This window comes from Streptomyces sp. NPDC033966 (genome assembly GCF_055575955.1).
In genome coordinates, this window is sequence record NZ_JBVIRQ010000005.1 from 395,183 (window position 1) to 414,606 (window position 19,424).

The following is a 19,424-nucleotide window of genomic DNA, read 5'->3' on the forward strand; positions in this document are numbered from 1 at the left end:
ATCCGTACCCGTGCACGGGGTGGGTGCACGGCGCGTAACGGATTCAGGCGTGACAGGCGCCCCGGCGAGTGCCCTGCGCACAGCACGTTACCCAGTGCGACGCATAACTGCGAAACCCCATTTGACCTGCGATTTTGCTTGGATATCCAAGTAAATCGGCCGCCTGGGGAACATCCACTGGTCACAGCCTTGCAGGGGGCCGGAACAACGGCACGTTATCCCGGGTAACCGCGGCAGGGAAGAGGTGAGTGTGTGAAGATGAGTTTGTGCGCGAAGACGGAAAAATCAAGGTATTTCTCCTGGACGACCACGAAGTGGTACGTCGGGGCGTTCATGAGCTTTTGTCGGTCGAAGAGGACATCGAGATCGTCGGTGAGGCCGGTACCGCCGCCGACGCCCTGGTCCGCATTCCCGCCACCCGCCCCGACGTCGCCGTGCTCGACGTACGCCTGCCGGACGGCAGTGGTGTCGAGGTCTGCCGCGAGGTGCGCTCGCAGGACGAGGACGTCAAGTGCCTGATGCTCACCTCGTTCGCCGACGACGAGGCGCTGTTCGACGCGATCATGGCGGGCGCCTCCGGCTACGTCCTCAAGGCGATCCGCGGGAACGAGCTGCTCAGCGCCGTGCGCGACGTTGCGGCCGGCAAGTCGCTGCTGGACCCGGTGGCCACCGCGCGCGTGCTGGAACGGCTGCGCGACGGCAAGAACGGCAAGGGTGACGACCGGCTCGCCAACCTGACCGACCAGGAGCGCAGGATCCTCGACCTGATCGGCGAGGGCCTGACGAACCGGGTCATCGGCGAGCGGCTGCACCTGGCCGAGAAGACCATCAAGAACTACGTCTCCAGCCTGCTGTCCAAGCTGGGCATGGAGCGCCGCTCCCAGGCCGCCGCGTACGTGGCCCGGCTGCAGGCGGAGAAGCGCTAGCTTCGAGCGTTCCCCGAGCGGTTCTCGACCGTGACGCCCCGTGGCCGCGTGATGCCCCGGGGCGCACTGTTCAATTCGGGACCAACGTCCCCGGTCATCGGGGCGGGATCCTCTGTCCGGCGCTCCGTCGGTGCCCGAGAGTGGCTGCATGTCCCCAGAGGAACTCCACGCCATCGAACTGCTGCGCCGCGTGCCCTACGGCCGGGTCGCCACCAGCATGCGCGCGCTCCCCTTCCTCGCCGTCGCCCGCCACATCGTGGTGGACGGCAGGGTGGTGCTGAGAATGCACAGCGGTTTCGGGTACCACCAGGCGTGCGCCGGCAGTGTCGTCGCCTACGGGGCGGACAACTTCAATTCCGGTGAGGCCACGTTGTGGACGGTGCAGTTCACCGGTACGGCGGAACTGGTCGAACCGACCACGGCAGAACTGGAACTGTTCGGTCCGGGGCCGCATTTCGTGGACGGGGACGTGTTCTACCCCGTCTACATGCGCATCGAACCGCAGCTCGTCACCGTGCACACGCTGCCCGGGAACCCGGCCGCCGAGACCTGCGGCGGCTCCGCGGACCGCCCGTACCAGCACGCCCTCTGACCTGCTGCCGGACGTCGGCCGTCAGACCTCGCTCGCGGGGCTCCCGCCGCTGGTGGGCGGCGTCGGCTTGGTGGGCTGGTCCGTCGGCGGGGTGGTCTTCGGCGTCGGATCCACCGGCGGGGTGGTCTTCGGCGTCGAGGGCGCGGTCGACGGGGCCGACGGGGTGGTGCTCGGCGTGAACTTGCTGCGGCTCGGAGTCGGCCGGTACGTCTCCTCGGTGTGCGAGCCGGTCTCCGGGCTCGGCGAGGTCGACGGGGTCTCCGGCGTGCTCCCGCTGCTCTGCGACGGCGCGGGCGTGCTGGTGCTGGTCTTCGGCTTGTTGCCGCCGCCGCCCACGCCGAGCCCGCCGCTCTTGACCGCGTACGCGACACCGCCGGCGATCGCGAGGACCGCGAGCACCGCGAAGAGCCACGCCTTCCACGCGCCGCCGCGCCGGCCGTTGTCGTACGGGTCGTAGCCGCCGTGACCGCCGTGACCGCCGTGGCCGCCGCCGTGGCCGCCGCCGTGGTTGCCGCCGCCGGGGAAGGCCGTGCCGTCGTCCGGGTTCAGCGGGGGCACCATCGGCTGCTGGAACTGCGAGGTCGTGGCGTGCGAGGGGTACTGCTGGCGCGGGCCGCCGTTCTGGGCGGGCGCCATCGCCGTGGTCGGCGCGCCGCCCGGCTGGCCGTGCGGGAGCGCCATCGTGACGGGGCCGGTGTTCCAGGTGCCGGTGTTCGGCCCCTGGTCCTGGAGCATCTGGAGCGCGTACTGGACGAGCCCGCGCATCTCCTCGGCGCTCTGGAACCGGTCGTCCGGGTCCTTGGCGAGGGAGCGCATGACCAGTCCGTCGAGCTCCTGCGGGATGGAGCCGCCCTCGGGCAGCTGCGAGGGCGGCACCGGCGCGTCCTGGACGTGCTGGTAGACCACCGACAGGGGGGTCTCGCCGGTGAAGGGGGGCCGCAGCGCGAGGAGTTCGTAGAGGAGGCAGCCGGTGGCGTACAGGTCGGAGCGGTGGTCCACGGCCTTGCCGAGGGCCTGCTCGGGCGACAGGTACTGGGGGGTGCCCATGACCATGCCGGTCTGGGTCATCGTCGACTGGGCGCCGTGCAGGGCGCGGGCAATGCCGAAGTCCATCACCTTCACCGCACCGCTGTTGGTGATGATGACGTTGGCGGGCTTGATGTCGCGGTGCACGATGCCGTGCTGGTGCGAGTAGGCGAGCGCTTCGAGCACGCCCGACACGATGATGAGCGCCTGCTCGGGCCCCGGGGCCTCGGCACTGATGAGGAGCTCGCGGATGGTCCGGCCCTCGACCAGCTCCATCACGATGTACGGAACCACGTTCGGGCCGACCCGGTCCTCGCCCGAGTCGTACACGGCGACGACGGCGTGGTGGTTGAGGCCGGCGACCGACTGTGCCTCACGGGTGAAGCGGGCCTTGGACACCGGGTCCTCGGCCAGGTCGGCGCGGAGCAGCTTCACGGCCACGGTGCGGCCCAGCCGTACGTCCTCGGCCGCGAACACCTCGGCCATGCCGCCGCGGCCCAGGCGATGCGTCAGCCGGTAGCGGCCGTCCCCCACGAGGCCACCGGCGCCCCAGTGCTCAGGACCGTCGGTCATCCCGGCGCCGTTTCCCTCGGGTTCGGGTGCCATCAGTCCTCGCCGTCGTCTCTCTCGTCCGCTCTAGCGGTGGGTCCTCATCGGGTGCTCCGACTGAACGCTACAGCCTCTGAACCCGTCACCGTTCGGCTACAGACGCCCCGTAGGCCTGTGGTCACGCAGCGGGCACCGGCTTGACGTGTGCTTGCCCTCCGGCAGACTGGGCGCGACATGCGCTCAGCCAGACGCGTAGGGAAACAGCCCGAGGGGAAGCAACAGTCATGAGCCAGGACGGCACGCAGGGCCGGTACGCAGGCGGCTCCCTGGCCGGTGGCCGTTACCAGCTAAGGGATTTGCTGGGCGAGGGGGGCATGGCCTCGGTCTACCTCGCGTACGACTCCGCACTCGACCGCCAGGTCGCGATCAAGACCCTGCACAGCGAACTCGGGCGCGAGGCGTCCTTCCGCGAGCGCTTCCGGCGCGAGGCGCAGGCTGTTGCGAAACTGTCGCACACCAACATCGTCTCGGTCTTCGACACCGGCGAGGGAACCGTCACCTTCGGCTCCGGCGGCGGGGACGAAGCGGTCATGCCGTACATCGTCATGGAGTACGTGGAGGGCCAGCCCCTCGGCTCGGTGCTCGACGCGGACGTGCGCCAGTACGGCGCCATGCCGGCGGACAAGGCGCTGAAGGTGACGGCCGACGTGCTGGCCGCGCTGGAGACCAGCCACGAGATGGGCCTGGTACACCGCGACATCAAGCCCGGCAACGTGATGATGACCAAGCGCGGCGTGGTCAAGGTGATGGACTTCGGCATCGCCCGCGCCATGCAGTCGGGGGTCACCTCGATGACGCAGACCGGCATGGTCGTCGGCACCCCGCAGTACCTCTCCCCGGAGCAGGCGCTGGGACGCGGCGTGGACGCCCGTTCCGACCTGTACTCCGTCGGCATCATGCTGTTCCAGCTGCTGACGGGCCGGATCCCCTTCGACGCGGACTCCCCGCTGGCCATCGCGTACGCGCACGTCCAGGAGGAGCCGGTGGCTCCGTCGACCGTCAACCGGTCGATCACCCCGGCGATGGACGCACTGGTTGCGCGGGCGCTGAAGAAGAACCCGAACGAGCGCTTCCCCACGGCCGCTGCCATGCGGGACGAGATCATGCGCGTGATGTCGGCCGGCCAGACCGGCGCCCCGGTCATCGTCCCGGGCGCCGCGGCCGGCGGCAGCGGGGCCGGCGTGGGCTCGGCCGTCTTCCCGCCGGTGGACTCCGGTTTCCAGGCGCCGCCGCCGCAGTCGCTCCAGCAGCCGTACCAGGCCCAGACGCCGCCGTCCCCGTACGCGCCGCAGACGCACCAGCAGCCGCAGCAGGCCCAGCAGCCTCAGCAGCAGGGCGGTTACGCGTACCCGCATACCCCGCCGCCGGTGCCGCAGCAGCAGTACGCCCCGCAGACCCCGCCGCCGTTCACCATCTCCCCCACTCCGGCGCCCGCCCGGGCGGCCTCCTCGGGCGGCGGGAAGAAGAACACCCCGGTCGTGGTCGGCGCCATCGCGGTGGCCCTGCTGGCCATCGGCGGTCTGATCGCGGTGCTGAACATGGACGACGACGACAAGAAGGACGAGAACGCCTCCCCGGCCACCTCGGCCTCGGCGTCCGCGTCCGGCTCGGCGAAGCCCGGCCACAAGGGGCCGGACGCGTCGCGCACGATCGACCTGGAGAAGTGCAAGAGCCCGACGAAGTCCTACAAGGACGCCACCAAGGTCGTGGCCCCGGACTTCCGGTACAAGAACCTGCGCTCGGTGAAGGAGTGCATCCAGGCCGCGGGCTGGAGGTTCGAAATCCAGAACCGCGACGAGACCGTCTACGGCCAGGACACCGTCCTGGAGCAGCTGCCGGCGTCCGGGACCGACGTGCCCAAGGAGGGCACGCAGTTCACGCTGGTCGTCTCCACCGGCGACCCCCAGTAGGCACCCGCGCAGGCTGCCCGCGCGCAGGCACCCGCGCAGCACCCGCCAGCCGCGCAGCACCCGCCGGCAGGCGCCCGCGCAGGAACCCGCCAGCAGGCGCCCGCGCACCCGCCCCCGGCCGACATCGCTCGGCCGGGGGCGCTTCGTCTTCGGCCGCCGTACCGCCGGCCCGGTGGAAACGGGGTCCCGGGCACTCCGACGGACCGCCCGGGATGCCCGCTTTGCCCCAGCATGTGAACCTGAGTGCGGCGCTCCGACACCGGACGTCCGGGCCGCACGGAAGGGGAGGGGCACCCCGTGACTCGACGCCTCCGCCCGCCGCACTGGACCGCCGGGGCCTCGCTGGCCGCCGCCGCACTGCTGGCCGCCGCGCCCGCGAGCGCGACCCCCGCCCGCGCCCCGGCCGTCGCCGCGCCCGCGCTCCCCGGCCGGGCGGCCTGGGGGCCCCTCCCGGCGGTAGCCGGGGGAGTACCGCAGGAGGCGTACGAGGAGCTCGCCGGCAGCGCCGCGGGCGTCGCGCGGGAGCACCCCGGACGGCCCGCCGACGCGCCCCCCGACCCCGCCTTCGCCGCCGCCTCCCGGCCGGTGCGCCCGGTCCACCCGGCGCGTCCGGCGCACCCGCTCCAGCCGACGCAGGAGCGGCCGGAGGCCGTCGCACCGCGGCCGGACGCGGTGCCGAGCCCGTCGGGGCCCGTCGCCCCGTCCGACACCGCGCCCGCCACCGCGCCCGTCACCGCGCTCGGTACCGAGCCCAACGAACGGGCCGCCGACCTGGCCGCGCACCTGCTCCCGCTGGGCACCGGACTGGCCCTGATGGGGGTGGGGATCGGCTACATGGGCATGCGGCTGCGGCGGGGCCGGTAGAGGCCGCCGCCCCGGGCCGCGGCGCTTGCAACGAAGAGCATACTCGGTATACATACTGAGTATGTCGATCCGTCACGGCCTTCTCGCACTGCTGGAACGGGGCCCCCGCTACGGCTCCCAGCTGCGCACCGAGTTCGAATCCCGCACCGGCTCCACCTGGCCGCTCAACGTCGGGCAGGTGTACACGACACTGGCCCGCCTGGAGCGCGACGGGCTCGTCGCACCCGGCGGCGAGGACCACGCCGGCCACACCCTTTACGCCATCACCGACGACGGCCGCGCCGAGCTGCGCGCCTGGTACGAGCGGCCCGTCGACCGCACCAACCCGCCCCGGGACGAGCTGTCCATCAAGCTCGCCATGGCCGTGGGCGCACCCGGCGTGGACATCCGCGCCGTCATCCAGGCCCAGCGGCACGCCACGCTCAAGGCGATGCAGGACTACACCCGGCTCAAGGCCGGGGCCCTCGCCGCCATCGAGAGCGGGCAGTCACGCGAACGCGACGACCTGGCCTGGCTGCTGGTCCTGGAGCAGCTGATCTTCCAGACCGAGGCCGAGGTGCGCTGGCTCGACCACTCCGAGTCCCGGCTCGTCAGGCTGGCCGCGCTCGGCCCGGCGGACGCGCCCGGTCCGGCCGGCACCCCGGGTCCGGCAGCAGCACCCGCCACCGGCACCACCGGCGCCACCGGTACCACCGGCACGACCAGGCCCGCCGCCCGCACGCGGCGCGGCTGAACGAACGCTCCAGGGGGGATCCCTCATGCCCGACCAGCACAGCTCGAACCCCGTACTCCGGCTGGACCGCCTCGTCCGCACCCATGGCAGCGGCGCCACCGAGGTGCACGCCCTGCGCGGGGTCGACCTCAGCGTCCGCCCCGGCGAACTCGTCGCCGTCATGGGCCCGTCCGGCTCCGGCAAGTCCACGCTGCTCACCCTCGCGGGTGGGCTCGACACCCCCACCAGCGGCAGCGTCCTGGTCGAGGGCGTCGACATCACCACCGCCTCCCGCCGGCAGCTGGCCGCGCTGCGCCGGCGCAGCATCGGCTACGTCTTCCAGGACTACAACCTGATCCCGGCCCTCACCGCCGCCGAGAACGTGGCCCTGCCCCTCGAACTCGACGGCACCTCCGCCCGCAAGGCCCGCCGCGCGGCCCTCGCCGCGCTGGAGGAGATACGCCTGCCGCAGCTCGCCGACCGCTTCCCCGACGAGATGTCCGGCGGCCAGCAGCAGCGCGTGGCCATCGCCCGCGCCCTGGTGGGCGAACGCCGCCTGGTCCTGGCCGACGAACCCACCGGCGCCCTCGACTCCGAGACCGGCGAGTCCGTGCTCGCGCTGCTGCGCACCCGCTGCGACGCGGGCGCCGCCGGCATCCTCGTCACGCACGAACCCCGCTTCGCCGCCTGGGCGGACCGGGTCGTCTTCCTGCGCGACGGCAGCGTCGTCGACGAGACCATGCGCAGCCAGGCCGACTCGCTGCTCCACGGGCGGGCGGCCGGCCTGTGACCTCCCCGCTCACCGCCTGGTACCACTCCTGGATCGCCGCCCTGCGCATCGCCCGCCGCGACGCGTGGCGCGCCAAGGGCCGCAGCGCCCTCGTCCTCGCGATGCTCGCCCTGCCCATCATCGGGATGAGCGCCATCGACCTCACCTACCGCAGCGCCGAACTCTCCACCGACCAGCGGATGACCCGCGAACTCGGCGCCGCCGACGCCCGGATCAGCCCGGCGGGCCTGCAGGCGCCGGTCTACCAGCACCCCAACGGCGAGCAGTACGCCCCGGTCGGCGGCTACGACAAGTACCGCCCGGGCCGCGAGGAGGACCGGCAGCCGCTGAAGTCCGCGCTGCCGCCCGGGATCCGGTCCGTCGAGGACCGCCGCGGCTTCGCCAAGGTGCACACCGCGCACGGGCTGCTCGGGACGGACCTGCGCGAGCTCGACGTGCGCGACCCGCTGACCCGGGGCCTGCTCACGCTCGACCGCGGGCGCATGCCCCAGGGGCCGGGCGAGGTCATCGCCACCAACGCTTTCCTGAAGGCCTCCGGCCTGTACGTGGGCTCCACCGCGACCCCGCGCGGCGGCACGTCCTCGTACCGGATCGTGGGCGCGTACGAGATACCCGACAGGCTCGCGCGCACCGAGCTGCTCGCCCTGCCGGGCGCCCTGCTCGACCCCCTCGACAAGGCGCTCAAGGCCACCGGAGCACCCGGGATCAGCCCCCGGCCCGCCTACCTCGTCGCGGTGGGCGGCGATGGTTTCACGTGGAACATGGTCAAGGAGGCCAACAAGCACGGCGCGCTCGTGCTCTCCCGTACCGTCGCCCTGCACCCGCCGGCCGACTCCGACGTCCCCCTGTTCAAGCAGCAGCCCAAGAACACGTTCGGCATGCCGGACGGGGGCCTGGTGACGCAGAAGGCCATCCTGGTCACCGTCATCGGCCTCGCCATGCTGGAGATCTGCCTGCTCGCCGGACCCGCCTTCGCGGTCGGCGCCCGGCGCTCGCGCCGCCAGCTGGGCCTCGTCGGCGCCAACGGCGGTGACCGCCGGCACATCCGGGCCGTCGTCCTCTCCGGCGGCATCGTGCTCGGCGCCGCGGCCGCGGTCATCGGCACGGCCATCGGAGCGGCCCTCACCGTCGGGCTGCGGCCCGTACTGGAGGAGCAGCTCGGCGCCCGCTTCGGCGGCTTCGAAGTCCGCCCGCCGGAGCTGCTGGGCATCGCCCTGCTCGCCGTGGTGACCGGCCTGCTGGCCGCGGTCGCCCCCGCCGTCACCGCGTCCCGGCAGACCGTCCTGTCCTCCCTCACCGGCCGGCGCGGGGTGCGCCGCGCCGGCCGGGTGCTGCCCGTCATCGGGATCCTCGCCGTCGCCGGCGGCGCGGCGATCGTCCTGTACGGGAGCCGGTTCCGGGTCAACACCACCTTCGTGATGGGCGGCAGCGCCCTCGCCGAGCTGGGCGTCGTCGCCCTCACCCCGCTGCTGGTCGGCCTGTTCGGGCGGCTCGGGCGGTGGCTCCCGCTGTCACCGCGGCTCGCGCTGCGCGACGCCGTCCGCAACCGGGGGCGCACCGCCCCGGCCGTGGCCGCCGTACTGGCCGCCGTCGCCGGGACGGTCGCGGTCGCCACGTACCAGCACAGCCTGGACGTCCAGTACCGGCACGAGTACGAGGCCGTACTCCCCGACAACGCCGGCTATCTGACGAGCAATGACACCGCCGCCCACAGGGACGTGCCGGCGCTGCGCGACGCCGTCTCGAAGAACCTGCCGGTGGCGGTACGGGCCGATGTGGACCGGCTGGTCGTGGGCAACCCGAACTGCTCCCCGCGCTCGTCGGCCCCGGGGTGCGGGCGGGTCGAGGTCATCGTCCCCAAGGAGCAGCGCTGCCCGCTGTCCGAGGCCGAGCACGGACCGTCCTCCTTCACGCCCGACCAGGCCCGCGCACTGCGGCAGGACCCGCGCTGCAAGCAACAGGGCGGCCGCTACACCCCCTTCGACGTCGTCGTCGCCGACGAGAAGCTGCTCACGGTGCTGGCGGTCTCCGACCCGGGCTCGGCGGCCGCGCTGAAGGAGGGCCGACCCGTCTCCTTCAACGCCAACCAGGTCAAGGACGGGAAGGTCACCCTGCGCCTCGTCACCGACCAGGCCGCCGCCGACCAGGCCGCCGACCGGCGCGCCGACCCGCCCGGCCAGGACAAGGTGCTCGCCGTCCACCAGGCGCCCGACACCGCCCGGGCCTGGGGCGTCGAGCTGGTCCTGCCGCCCGCCGCCGTCCGGGCCTCCGGAATCGCCACGGCCCCGGCGGGCGCCTTCTTCAGCCTCGACCGGAAGGCCGCCACCGCGGAGCGGCAGCGGCTGGACGGCGAGATGGACCGGACGGGCGCCGACGCCGAGGTCAGGATCGAGGAGGGCTACAAGGAGCAGAACACCCTGGGCCTGCTCGCCCTGAGCGTCTTCGCGGGGCTCGTCACCATCGGCGCCGCCGGCATCGCGACGGGTCTGGCGCAGGCCGACTCGGAAGCCGACCTGAAGACCCTCGCGGCGGTCGGCGCGGCCCCGCGCGTGCGGCGCACCCTCAGCGGCTTCCAGTGCGGGGTGGTGGCCCTGATGGGCGTGGTCCTCGGCTCGGCGGCGGGCATCCTGCCGGCGGTCGGACTCCGCCTCACCCAGGAGCGGGAACAGCGGCGGCTCATCCAGAGCGCCCTCGACATGGGGTACGCCTCGGCGCGCGACACCGAGCTGTACGTCCCGATCGCGGTGCCGTGGGACACGCTGGCCGGCCTGCTGGTCCTCGTCCCGCTGGGCGCGGCGTTGCTGGCCGCGCTGGTCACCAGGTCGAGCGGTGCGCAGGCCCGGCGGGCGGCGGGCTGATCCCGGTGCCCCCGTACAGGGTGGATCACGCCCGTACGGGGGCACACCGTGTGAGTACGCAGGTGTGCGAGAGAATGACGGCATGGAGATGCCGAGGAGTGAACGGTCGCAGGACAGCCCCCCGCACGTGCTGATCGTGGGCCAGGACGGGATGGCGGTCGGCGGCACCGATGACGAGTCGCGCGAGGTCCCGGTGACGGAGATGGTCGAACAGCCCGCCAAGGTCATGCGCATCGGCAGCATGATCAAGCAACTTCTGGAAGAAGTCCGCGCAGCTCCTCTGGACGAGGCCAGCCGGGTCCGTCTGAAGGACATCCACGCGGCGTCGGTCAAGGAGCTCGAAGACGGCCTGGCGCCGGAGCTGGTGGAGGAACTGGAGCGGCTCTCCCTGCCGTTCACCGAGGAGGCGGTCCCCTCCGAAGCCGAACTGCGCATCGCGCAGGCGCAGTTGGTGGGGTGGCTGGAAGGCCTCTTCCACGGCATCCAGACGGCCCTGTTCGCGCAGCAGATGGCGGCGCGGGCCCAGCTGGAACAGATGCGCCGAGCCCTTCCGCCGGGCAGCTCCCACGACGACGACGAAGACGGCCCCCACGGCGCGGTCCGCTCCGGCCCGTACCTTTAACTCTCTGCGCCGCTCGCGCGGTGCGGCGCCGGGGCGCCTCACCGGCTTCGCGCCGCTGCGCCGGACTCCGTCCGGCGACTCCCGGGCGGGGCCGGTTCCCGTGGCCGAGGTGGGCCGTCGCCTGCGGGTGATCGCCGCTGCGCGGAGCGGTCCCCGACCCACCCTTCCACCGTTCCCAGGGGCGCTGCCCCTGACCCCGCATGGGCGCTGCGCGCCCATCGCCCCTCCCAGCGGTAGCTGGGGGAGGGTCCGGGGGCTGGCCCCCGGGAACGGCCCGCACCCGAACGCCCAGCGCAGCCAAATTCCAGCCCCGCCGGCGTTTGAGGCGCGGGTCCGGGCGGAGTCCGGGGAACGGGCGAAGGGCGGGTAGGGGACCGCTCCGCGCAGCGGCAGCCCCCAGGCGGCGCGCCCCACCCACCGGCACCGGCACCGGCACCGGCACCGCGGCAGCGTAAACGGCGCATAAGTGGGCCGCCGCGCAGCGGAGATGGCCCGCGCATACTCAGGGGCATGAGCTACGACGCCATCGTCCTGGCCGGCGGCGCCGCCCGGCGCCTCGGCGGGGCCGACAAGCCGACCCTCCACGTCGGCGGCCGCACCCTCCTCGACCGGGTCCTCGCGGCCTGCCCGGACGCCGCCGAGACCGTCGTGGTCGGCACCCGCAGGGCAACGGCCCGCCCCGTCCACTGGACCCGCGAGGACCCGCCCGGCGGCGGCCCGGTGGCCGCGCTGGACGCCGGGATCCGCCGGACCACCGCCCCGCTGGTCCTCGTACTCTCCGCCGACCTGCCCTTCCTCGACCGGGACACCGTCCGCGCCCTGCTCGCCGCGGCCGTCGCAACCACCCCCGACGGCGGCCCGCGCGACGGGGCCCTGCTGCGGGACGCCGACGGACGCGACCAACCCCTCGTCGCCGCCTACCGCGCGGAGCCCCTGCGCCGCGAGATCGCCCTGCTCGCCACCGAGCACGGCACCCTCCACGGCCTCCCGCTGCGCGCCCTCACCGGCGAGCTCGACCTGGCCAGGATCGGCGCCGCTGAGCCACTCGCCTCCTTCGACTGCGACACCTGGGAGGACCTGGCAGCGGCCCGCGCCCGGATCAGGGAGCATGGGAACGTGCTGGAGCATTGGATCACCGCCGCCAAGAACGAACTCGGGATCGACGACGTCCCCGTCGACGTCGCGACCCTGCTCGACCTCGCCCGTGACGCCGCCCACGGCGTGGCCCGGCCCGCGGCACCGCTGACGACGTTCCTCGTCGGCTACGCGGCCGCCCGCGCCGAGGCCACCGGCGCGGACCCCGCCCTGGCCGTCGCCGAGGCCTCCCGCAAGGCCGCCGCGCTCGCGCTGCGCTGGGCCGCCGAAGCCCAGCCCCCACACCCCGAGGAGACCGGCTCCGGATGACCCGTACCGACGCCGACGGCGCCCTGGACGAGGCCCTCGCCCTGGTCAGCCGCAACCCCGACCCCGGCGGCGCCGGCGGCCACCGTGCCGCCCCCTGGCTGCGCGCCCGCGAGACCGCCGCCCGGGCCGGCACGTCCGTGCCGGCCCGCACCCACCGGGTACCACTCGCGGACGCGCTCGGCGAGGTGCTGACCGCACCGCTCGAAGCCCTCAGCGACCTGCCCTCCTTCGACACCTCGGCCATGGACGGGTGGGCCGTCGCCGGCCCCGGCCCCTGGCGCGTCCGCCCCGGCGACGGGATCCTCGCCGGGGACGAACCGCCCGCCCCGCTCGCCGACGGCGAGGCCGTACGGATCGCCACCGGTGCCCGCGTCCCCACCGACACCACCGCCGTGATCCGCAGCGAACACGCCCGCGAGTCCGGCACCCAGCTGTACTCCGACCGGCCCGTGAACACCGGTCAGGACATCCGCCCGCGCGGCCAGGAGTGCCGCTCCGGCGACCTGCTGCTGCCCGTGGGCTCCCTCGTCACCCCGGCCGTACTCGGCCTCGCCGCAGCCGCCGGGTACGACGAGCTGGTCACCCGGCCCCGGCCCCGCGTGGAGATCCTGGTCCTCGGAGACGAACTGCTCACCGAGGGCCGCCCGCACGACGGCCTGATCCGGGACGCCCTCAGCCCCATGCTCGGCCCCTGGATCACCCGGCTCGGCGCCGAGGTCATCGGCACGCGCCGGCTCGGGGACGACCCGGCCGGGGCCGAGGCCCTGCTGGAGGCCGTCACCTCCTCCACGGCCGACGTCGTCGTCACCACCGGCGGCACCGCCTCCGGCCCCGTCGACCACGTCCACCCCGTCCTGGAGCGCGCCGGGGCCGAGGTGCTCGTGGACGGGGTCGCCGTGCGCCCGGGACATCCGATGCTGCTGGCCCGCATCGGCGACCCGGAGCGGCCCCGCCACGTGGTCGGCCTGCCCGGCAACCCGCTCGCCGCCGTGTCCGGGCTGCTGACCCTCGCCGAACCGCTGCTGCGCGCCCTCGCGGGCCGCCGCCAGCGGCCCCGCTACACGGTTCCGGTGGAGGGCGACGTGCCCGGCCACCCGTACGACACCCGGCTCGTGCCGGTACTGCTGACCGACGAACACGCCGTACCACTGCGCTACAACGGCCCGGCGATGCTGCGCGGGGTGGCGGGCGCCGACGCGCTGGCCGTCGTACCGCAGCACGGCGCGCGGTCGGGGCAGGAGCTGGAGATCCTGGACCTGCCCTGGGCTTCCGGGGGATGTTTCACGTGAAACTTCACGGTCAGGACGCCATGGCGCGCGGCGCGGACGAGAAGCTCGTCTCACGCCGCGTCAAACTCCCCAAGCGGGTGATCGAGAAGCCGCTGCGGCAGGTCACCCGACGGCTGCTGATGGCCCTCTTCGTGCTGTGCCTGACGGTGCTGATCGTCTGGCTCGACCGCGAGGGCTACCACGACAACGCCAACGAGAAGGTCGACTTCCTCGACTGCGTCTACTACGCCACCGTGACCCTGTCGACCACCGGCTACGGCGACATCGTCCCCTACAGCGACAGCGCGCGGCTGGTCAACATCCTGCTGATCACCCCGCTGCGCGTGCTGTTCCTGATCATCCTGGTCGGCACCACCCTGGAGGTCCTGACCGAACGCACCCGCGAAGAGTGGCGGCTCAACCGCTGGAGGAAGAACTTGCGTGAGCACACGGTCGTCGTCGGCTTCGGCACCAAGGGCCGCTCCGCCCTGCAGACGCTGCTGGCGACCGGCCTCCCGAGGGAGCAGGTCGTCATCGTCGACCCCAGCGCCAAGGTGATCGACATCGCCAACGCGGAGGGCTTCACCGGGGTCGTCGGCGACGCCACCCGCTCCGAAGTGCTGCTGCGGGCAGAACTCCAGAAGGCCCGTCAGATCATCATCGCCACCCAGCGCGACGACACCGCCGTCCTGGTGACGCTGACGGCCCGGCAGCTCAACCGGGGCGCGAAGATCGTGGCGGCGGTCCGCGAGGAGGAGAACGCGCCGCTGCTGAAGCAGTCGGGCGCGGACGCGGTCATCACCAGCGCGAGCGCGGCGGGCCGGCTGCTGGGCCTGTCGGTGCTCAGCCCGAGCGCGGGCACCGTGATGGAGGACCTGATCCAGCAGGGCAGCGGCCTCGACCTGATCGAACGCCCCGTCAGCAAGTCGGAGGTGGGCCGCAGCGTCCGCGACACCGGCGACCTCGTCGTCAGCGTCCTGCGCGGGCACCGGCTGCTCCCGTACGACGATCCGCACGCGAGCCCGCTCCAGCTGACGGACCGCCTGATCACCATCGTCCGGGCGGTCCCGCCGACCGGGCCCCAGGTCACCCTGGGCCCGGCCGAGTAGCACCGGTAGATTCCGGGCCATGCATGCGATCACGATCGAGCAGCCCGGCGGCCCCGAGGCCCTGGTCTGGGCAGAAGTACCCGATCCGGTGGCGGGCGAGGGGGAGGTGCTCGTCGAGGTCGCGGCGAGTGCCGTGAACCGCGCCGACGTCCTGCAGCGGCAGGGCTTCTACGACCCGCCGCCGGGCGCCTCCCCGTATCCCGGCCTGGAGTGCTCCGGGCGGATCGTCGCGCTCGGGCCGGGCGTGTCCGGCTGGGCGGTGGGCGACGAGGTGTGCGCGCTGCTGGCCGGCGGCGGGTACGCGCAACGGGTCGCCGTCCCGGCGGGGCAGCTGCTGCCGGTCCCGACGGGCGTGGACCTGGTGACGGCGGCCGCGCTGCCGGAGGTCGTCGCGACGGTGTGGTCGAACGTCTTCATGGTGGCGGGCCTGCGCCCGGGCGAGACCCTCCTGGTGCACGGCGGCTCCAGCGGAATCGGCACCATGGGGATCCAGCTGGGCAAGGCCGTCGGGGCGCGGGTGGCGGTGACGGCGGGCGGCAAGGAGAAACTGGCGCGCTGCGCGGAGCTGGGCGCGGACGTCCTGATCGACTACCGCGAGCAGGACTTCGTGGAAGAGCTGCGGTCCGCGACGGGCGGGGCCGGGGCGGACGTGATCCTGGACATCATGGGCGCGAAGTACCTCGCGCGGAACCTGGACGCGCTGGCCACGAACGGCCGGCTCGCGATCATCGGCCTCCAGGGCGGGGTGAAGGCGGAGCTGGACCTGCGCACCCTGCTGGCCAAGCGGGCGGCGATCACGGCGACGTCGCTGCGCGCCCGGCCGCTGGAGGAGAAGGCGGCCATCGTGGCGGCCGTCCGGGAGCACGTGTGGCCCCTGGTCGCCGCCGGCCGGGTCCGCCCGGTGGTCCACGCGACGTACCCGATCGCCGAGGCGGCAGAGGCCCACCGCGTCATGGAGGCCAGCACCCACGTGGGCAAGCTGCTCCTGACGGTCTGAGGCGGGGTGTACCGCTGCGTGGAACGGGCGCGATGGGCGCGCAGCGCCCGTTCCGGGGTCCGGGGCAGCGCCCCGGAGAACGGGTGAAGGGCGGGTAGGGGGCCGCTCCGCGCAGCGGCCCCCGGAACCCCCTACAGCCCGCGCAGCAGAACGGCCGGGTTCTCGACGCAGTCGGCCACGTACCGCAGGAAGCCACCGGCCGCCCCGCCGTCGCAGACGCGGTGGTCGAAGGTCAGGGAGAGCTGCACGACCTGACGGACGGCCAGCTCGCCCTTGTGGACCCACGGCTTCGGGATGATCCGGCCCACGCCGAGCATGGCCGCCTCGGGGTGGTTGATGATCGGCGTGGAGCCGTCCACCCCGAACACCCCGTAGTTGTTGAGGGTGAACGTCCCGCCGGTCAGGTCCGACGGGGCCAGCTTCCCCGCCCGGGCCAGCTCGGTGAGCCGGGCGAACTCCGCCGACAGGGACTCCGGGCTGCGCGTGTGGGCGTCCCGGACCACCGGGACCATCAGACCGCGCTCGGTCTGCGCGGCGAAGCCCAGGTGGACGCCCGGAAGCCGGACGATCTCGTTGGCCGCGAGGTCCACCGTGGAGTTGAGCTCGGGGTACTTGGCGAGCGCCGCCGTGCAGATCCGGGCCAGCAGCGCGAGCACCGAGATCTTCGGCCCGTCCACGGCGTTCATCGCGGCCCGCGCCGCCATCAGCTCGGTGGCATCCGCATCGACCCAGCACGTGGCCTCGGGGATCTCCCGCCGGCTGCGCGAGAGCTTCTCCGCCACGGCGCCCCGCAGCCCCTTGAGCGGGATCCGCTCGCCCTGCGCGGCGACCGCCACGGGGGCGGCCACGGGGGCGGCCACGGGCTCGGGGGACCGGAGCACGGCTTCCACATCGGCCCGCAGGATCAGGCCCTCCGGCCCGGACCCGCGCAGCGCCCGCAGGTCGACCCCGTTGTCCCGGGCCAGCTTGCGCACGAGCGGCGAGATGACGGGCACCGGCCCGGCAGGAGCCGCCGGAGCCGCCGGAGCGGCCGGTACCGGGGCCGGGGCAGGGGCAGGGGCCGCCACGGGCGCCGACACCGCGGCGGTGACGGGTCGCACCCGCCGCCGACGCGCCGGGCGCGAGTGGTCCGAGCCGTAGCCGATCAGCGGCCGGGGCGCGTTGCCTGCACCTTCGGCGTCCGCCTCGGCGCCCGCGCCCTCCGCGGCCCCGGCGGGCGCCGACTGCGCACCCACCGCCACGGTGATCAGAGGCGCGCCGACCGGCAGCTCCTCGCCCTCCTCGCCGAACCGGGCGGTGACCACACCGCCGTACGGGCAGGGCACCTCCACCATCGCCTTGGCCGTCTCGACCTCGACGACCGGCTGATCGATGGTGACGACGTCGCCCACCGCGACCAGCCACCGCACGATCTCGGCCTCGGTCAGGCCCTCACCGAGGTCGGGGAGCTTGAATTCCATTACCTGCGCCATCAGTTCTCCCACTGCAGGCGGGCCACGGCGTCCAGGATGCGCTCCACACCGGGCAGGTGGTGCTTCTCCAGCATCGGCGGCGGGTACGGGATGTCGAAGCCCGTCACGCGCAGCACCGGCGCCTCCAGGTGGTGGAAGCAGCGCTCGCCGATGCGGGCGGCGATCTCCGCGCCCGGCCCGCCGAAGCCGCCGGCCTCGTGGACCACCACCGCGCGCCCGGTGCGGCGTACGGAGGCGACGACGGTCTCCTCGTCGAAGGGGACGAGGGAGCGCAGGTCGACGACCTCCAGGTCCCAGCCCTCCTCACGGGCCGCCTCGGCGGCCTCCAGGCAGACCGGCAGCGAGGGGCCGTACGTGATCAGGGTGGCGCTCGTACCGGCCCGGCGCACCAGGGCCTTGCCGATGCCCGGGACGGCCGTGGGGGCCTCCGGCGACCACTGCGACTTGGACCAGTAGAGCCGCTTCGGCTCCAGGAAGACCACCGGGTCGTCGCTGGCGATCGACTCGCGCAGCAGCCCGTACGCGTCCTCGACCGTCGCCGGGGTCACGACGGTGAGCCCGGGGGTGGCCGTGTAGTAGGCCTCGGAGGAGTCGCAGTGGTGCTCGACGCCGCCGATCCCGCCGCCGTACGGCACGCGGATGGTGATCGGCAGCGGCATCTTGCCCCGGGTGCGGTTGCGCATCTTCGCCACGTGCGAGATGAGCTGTTCGAAGGCGGGGTAGGCGAACGCGTCGAACTGCATCTCCACGACCGGCCGCAGCCCGTACATGGCCATGCCGACGGCGGTGCCCAGGATTCCGGCCTCGGCGAGCGGGGTGTCCGTGACGCGGTCCTCGCCGAACTCCTTCACGAGCCCGTCGGTGATGCGGAAGACACCGCCCAGCGCTCCGACGTCCTCGCCCATCACGTGGACGGTGGGGTCCTCGGCCATCGCGTCGCGCATGGCACGGGTGAGGGCCTGCGCCATCGTCGCGGGCTTCGCGGCAACGGTCGTCATCACTCTCCCTCCGCTTCCAGCTCGGCGCGCAGCATGGCGGCCTGCTCGCGCAGTCGGCCGGTCTGCTCCACGTAGACGTGCGCGAAGAGGTCCATCGGGTCGGTCACGGGATCGGCGTTCATCCGCTCGCGGAGGTCCGCCGCCATCGCCTCGGCCGCGTCGCGCGCCTCCTGGATGCCCTCGGCGTCGAGGATCCCGCGCGCGGTCAGCTCGCGCTCCAGCAGCTGCACCGGGTCGTGCGCCTTCCAGGCCTCGACCTCGGCGTCGGTGCGGTAGCGGGTGGCGTCGTCGGCGTTCGTGTGGGCCTCCATCCGGTAGGTGACGGCCTCGATCAGGGTCGGTCCGCCGCCCGCGCGGGCCCGCTTCACCGCCTCGGTGAGGACCTCGTGCATGGCGGCGACGTCGTTGCCGTCGACCAGCCGGCCGGGCATCCCGTATCCCACGGCCTTGTGGGCCAGGGTGGGCGCGGCGGTCTGCTTGGCGAGCGGGACGGAGATCGCGAAGCCGTTGTTCTGGACGAGGAAGACCACCGGGGCCTGCCAGACGGCCGCGAAGTTCAGCGCCTCGTGGAAGTCGCCCTCGCTGGTGCCGCCGTCGCCGACCATGGCGAGCGCGACGACCTCGTCGCCGCGCAGCCGCGCGGCGTGCGCCAGGCCCACCGCGTGCGGAAGCTGGGTGGCGAGGGGGGTGCACAGGGGGGCTATGCGGTGCTCGCGGGGGTCGTACCCGGTGTGCCAGTCGCCGCGCAGCAGCGTCAGCGCCTGTACGGGGTCCAGTCCGCGCGCCACGGCCGCGAGGGTGTCGCGGTAGCTCGGGAAGAGCCAGTCCTGCTCCTCCAGGACCAGCGCGGCCGCGATCTCGGCGGCCTCCTGCCCGACGGTGGAGGGGTACACGGCGAGACGGCCCTGTCGGGTCAGCGCGGTGGCCTGAGCGTTGTAGCGGCGGCCCCGCACGAGCTCGGCGTAGTACCGGCGCATGAGCGCGGGGTCGAGCTCCTCCGCCGCCGGAGTGCCCAGCACCCGGTAGGGCTCGGGGTCCGGCAGCAGCGGGGCGGCCTCCATACGGGGCCTCCAGGCGGGCGGCGGGGTGACACGGTGCGACGCACCGGCACCGTGCAGCTCTTGGACCGTCATGGCGGCGTACACCTCCTCGTGGGAAGCGGGCTGGGGGCGCCACCGGGTGTGAGGCGCCTCACCAACCGATTGTTCGGTCGTTGGCGCAATTTGGCTACAGGCGGCTCCAGGCTGTGGACAAAGTGGCGGCGGGG

At 73.6% G+C, this 19,424-nt stretch carries 16 protein-coding genes; 12 read left to right on the forward strand and 4 right to left on the reverse strand.

The genetic code is table 11. From position 1 onward, the window contains the following. The first annotated feature begins 266 nt into the window (after nt 1-266). Entirely contained in the window at nt 267-926 is a 660-nt protein-coding gene (locus ACZ518_RS17070; protein ID WP_469113829.1) for a response regulator, read from the forward strand. Nucleotides 927-1,074: 148 nt separating this feature from the next. Further along, complete coding sequence (locus ACZ518_RS17075) at nt 1,075-1,518, forward strand: pyridoxamine 5'-phosphate oxidase family protein (RefSeq protein ID WP_469113830.1); 444 nt, start codon at nt 1,075-1,077, stop codon at nt 1,516-1,518. A 21-nt stretch (nt 1,519-1,539) separates the two neighbouring features. Here the strand turns inward: ACZ518_RS17075 and ACZ518_RS17080 are convergent, their stop codons facing one another. After that, a complete protein-coding gene (locus ACZ518_RS17080) occupies nt 1,540-3,150 on the reverse strand; it encodes a protein kinase domain-containing protein (RefSeq protein ID WP_469113831.1) in 1,611 nt (536 codons plus the stop codon). A gap of 227 nt (nt 3,151-3,377) precedes the next feature. On the opposite strand from ACZ518_RS17080, the gene ACZ518_RS17085 reads away from it, so the two are divergent. From ACZ518_RS17085 to ACZ518_RS17130, 10 genes are all read left to right on the forward strand, one after another. Next, nucleotides 3,378-5,063 carry a protein kinase domain-containing protein gene (locus ACZ518_RS17085; protein WP_469113832.1) on the forward strand — a complete coding sequence of 562 codons (1,686 nt, stop codon included), beginning with the start codon at nt 3,378-3,380 and terminating at the stop codon, nt 5,061-5,063. Between the two features lie 297 nt (nt 5,064-5,360). Then, nucleotides 5,361-5,927, forward strand: coding sequence for a hypothetical protein (locus ACZ518_RS17090; RefSeq protein WP_469113833.1), 567 nt, complete (start codon nt 5,361-5,363; stop codon nt 5,925-5,927). A gap of 61 nt (nt 5,928-5,988) precedes the next feature. Continuing rightward, nucleotides 5,989-6,660 (forward strand): PadR family transcriptional regulator, encoded by a 672-nt coding sequence (locus tag ACZ518_RS17095; RefSeq protein WP_469113834.1) that lies wholly within the window; start codon nt 5,989-5,991, stop codon nt 6,658-6,660. Nucleotides 6,661-6,685: 25 nt separating this feature from the next. Further along, nucleotides 6,686-7,429, forward strand: coding sequence for an ABC transporter ATP-binding protein (locus ACZ518_RS17100; protein WP_469113835.1), 744 nt, complete (start codon nt 6,686-6,688; stop codon nt 7,427-7,429). A 101-nt stretch (nt 7,430-7,530) separates the two neighbouring features. Continuing rightward, nucleotides 7,531-10,287, forward strand: a complete 2,757-nt coding sequence (locus ACZ518_RS17105; protein ID WP_469114012.1) for an FtsX-like permease family protein — start codon at nt 7,531-7,533, stop codon at nt 10,285-10,287. A gap of 82 nt (nt 10,288-10,369) precedes the next feature. Then, nucleotides 10,370-10,909: a bacterial proteasome activator family protein gene (locus ACZ518_RS17110; RefSeq protein WP_469113836.1), complete on the forward strand. Its 540-nt coding sequence runs from the start codon at nt 10,370-10,372 to the stop codon at nt 10,907-10,909. 510 nt (nt 10,910-11,419) lie between these two features. Then, nucleotides 11,420-12,313: an NTP transferase domain-containing protein gene (locus tag ACZ518_RS17115; RefSeq protein ID WP_469113837.1), complete on the forward strand. Its 894-nt coding sequence runs from the start codon at nt 11,420-11,422 to the stop codon at nt 12,311-12,313. Next, nucleotides 12,310-13,602 (forward strand): molybdopterin molybdotransferase MoeA, encoded by a 1,293-nt coding sequence (locus ACZ518_RS17120; RefSeq protein ID WP_469113838.1) that lies wholly within the window; start codon nt 12,310-12,312, stop codon nt 13,600-13,602. Before ACZ518_RS17115 ends, ACZ518_RS17120 begins: the two co-directional genes overlap by 4 nt. After that, nucleotides 13,590-14,690, forward strand: coding sequence for a potassium channel family protein (locus ACZ518_RS17125; RefSeq protein WP_469113839.1), 1,101 nt, complete (start codon nt 13,590-13,592; stop codon nt 14,688-14,690). The genes ACZ518_RS17120 and ACZ518_RS17125 overlap by 13 nt, the downstream gene beginning before the upstream one ends. Before the next feature lie 19 nt (nt 14,691-14,709). After that, entirely contained in the window at nt 14,710-15,687 is a 978-nt protein-coding gene (locus ACZ518_RS17130) for an NAD(P)H-quinone oxidoreductase (RefSeq protein WP_469113840.1), read from the forward strand. 131 nt (nt 15,688-15,818) lie between these two features. Here ACZ518_RS17130 and ACZ518_RS17135 read toward each other — a convergent pair whose 3' ends face one another. The 3 genes from ACZ518_RS17135 to pdhA are packed head-to-tail and all read right to left on the reverse strand — an operon-like array spanning nt 15,819 to nt 19,290. After that, complete coding sequence (locus tag ACZ518_RS17135) at nt 15,819-17,159, reverse strand: dihydrolipoamide acetyltransferase family protein (protein WP_469113841.1); 1,341 nt, start codon at nt 17,157-17,159, stop codon at nt 15,819-15,821. Then, the gene (locus tag ACZ518_RS17140) at nt 17,159-18,157 is read right to left on the reverse strand and encodes an alpha-ketoacid dehydrogenase subunit beta (RefSeq protein WP_469113842.1); all 999 of its coding nucleotides are present in this window, start codon (nt 18,155-18,157) and stop codon (nt 17,159-17,161) included. The genes ACZ518_RS17135 and ACZ518_RS17140 overlap by 1 nt, the downstream gene beginning before the upstream one ends. Continuing rightward, a complete protein-coding gene (pdhA, locus tag ACZ518_RS17145; RefSeq protein WP_469113843.1) occupies nt 18,157-19,290 on the reverse strand; it encodes a pyruvate dehydrogenase (acetyl-transferring) E1 component subunit alpha in 1,134 nt (377 codons plus the stop codon). Before pdhA ends, ACZ518_RS17140 begins: the two co-directional genes overlap by 1 nt. Nucleotides 19,291-19,424: the final 134 nt, after the last annotated feature.

What these genes read in the sequence shown, in the direction of transcription:
- ACZ518_RS17075 (WP_469113830.1), top strand. Translation starts at nt 1,075, where the DNA reads ATGTCCCCAGAGGAACTCCACGCCATCGAACTGCTGCGCCGCGTGCCC.
- ACZ518_RS17080 (WP_469113831.1), bottom strand. Translation starts at nt 3,150, where the DNA reads ATGGCACCCGAACCCGAGGGAAACGGCGCCGGGATGACCGACGGTCCT.
- ACZ518_RS17085 (WP_469113832.1), top strand. Translation starts at nt 3,378, where the DNA reads ATGAGCCAGGACGGCACGCAGGGCCGGTACGCAGGCGGCTCCCTGGCC.
- ACZ518_RS17095 (WP_469113834.1), top strand. Translation starts at nt 5,989, where the DNA reads ATGTCGATCCGTCACGGCCTTCTCGCACTGCTGGAACGGGGCCCCCGC.
- ACZ518_RS17100 (WP_469113835.1), top strand. Translation starts at nt 6,686, where the DNA reads ATGCCCGACCAGCACAGCTCGAACCCCGTACTCCGGCTGGACCGCCTC.
- ACZ518_RS17105 (WP_469114012.1), top strand. Translation starts at nt 7,531, where the DNA reads ATGCTCGCCCTGCCCATCATCGGGATGAGCGCCATCGACCTCACCTAC.
- ACZ518_RS17110 (WP_469113836.1), top strand. Translation starts at nt 10,370, where the DNA reads ATGGAGATGCCGAGGAGTGAACGGTCGCAGGACAGCCCCCCGCACGTG.
- ACZ518_RS17115 (WP_469113837.1), top strand. Translation starts at nt 11,420, where the DNA reads ATGAGCTACGACGCCATCGTCCTGGCCGGCGGCGCCGCCCGGCGCCTC.
- ACZ518_RS17120 (WP_469113838.1), top strand. Translation starts at nt 12,310, where the DNA reads ATGACCCGTACCGACGCCGACGGCGCCCTGGACGAGGCCCTCGCCCTG.
- ACZ518_RS17125 (WP_469113839.1), top strand. Translation starts at nt 13,590, where the DNA reads ATGTTTCACGTGAAACTTCACGGTCAGGACGCCATGGCGCGCGGCGCG.
- ACZ518_RS17130 (WP_469113840.1), top strand. Translation starts at nt 14,710, where the DNA reads ATGCATGCGATCACGATCGAGCAGCCCGGCGGCCCCGAGGCCCTGGTC.
- ACZ518_RS17135 (WP_469113841.1), bottom strand. Translation starts at nt 17,159, where the DNA reads ATGGCGCAGGTAATGGAATTCAAGCTCCCCGACCTCGGTGAGGGCCTG.
- ACZ518_RS17140 (WP_469113842.1), bottom strand. Translation starts at nt 18,157, where the DNA reads ATGACGACCGTTGCCGCGAAGCCCGCGACGATGGCGCAGGCCCTCACC.
- pdhA (WP_469113843.1), bottom strand. Translation starts at nt 19,290, where the DNA reads ATGACGGTCCAAGAGCTGCACGGTGCCGGTGCGTCGCACCGTGTCACC.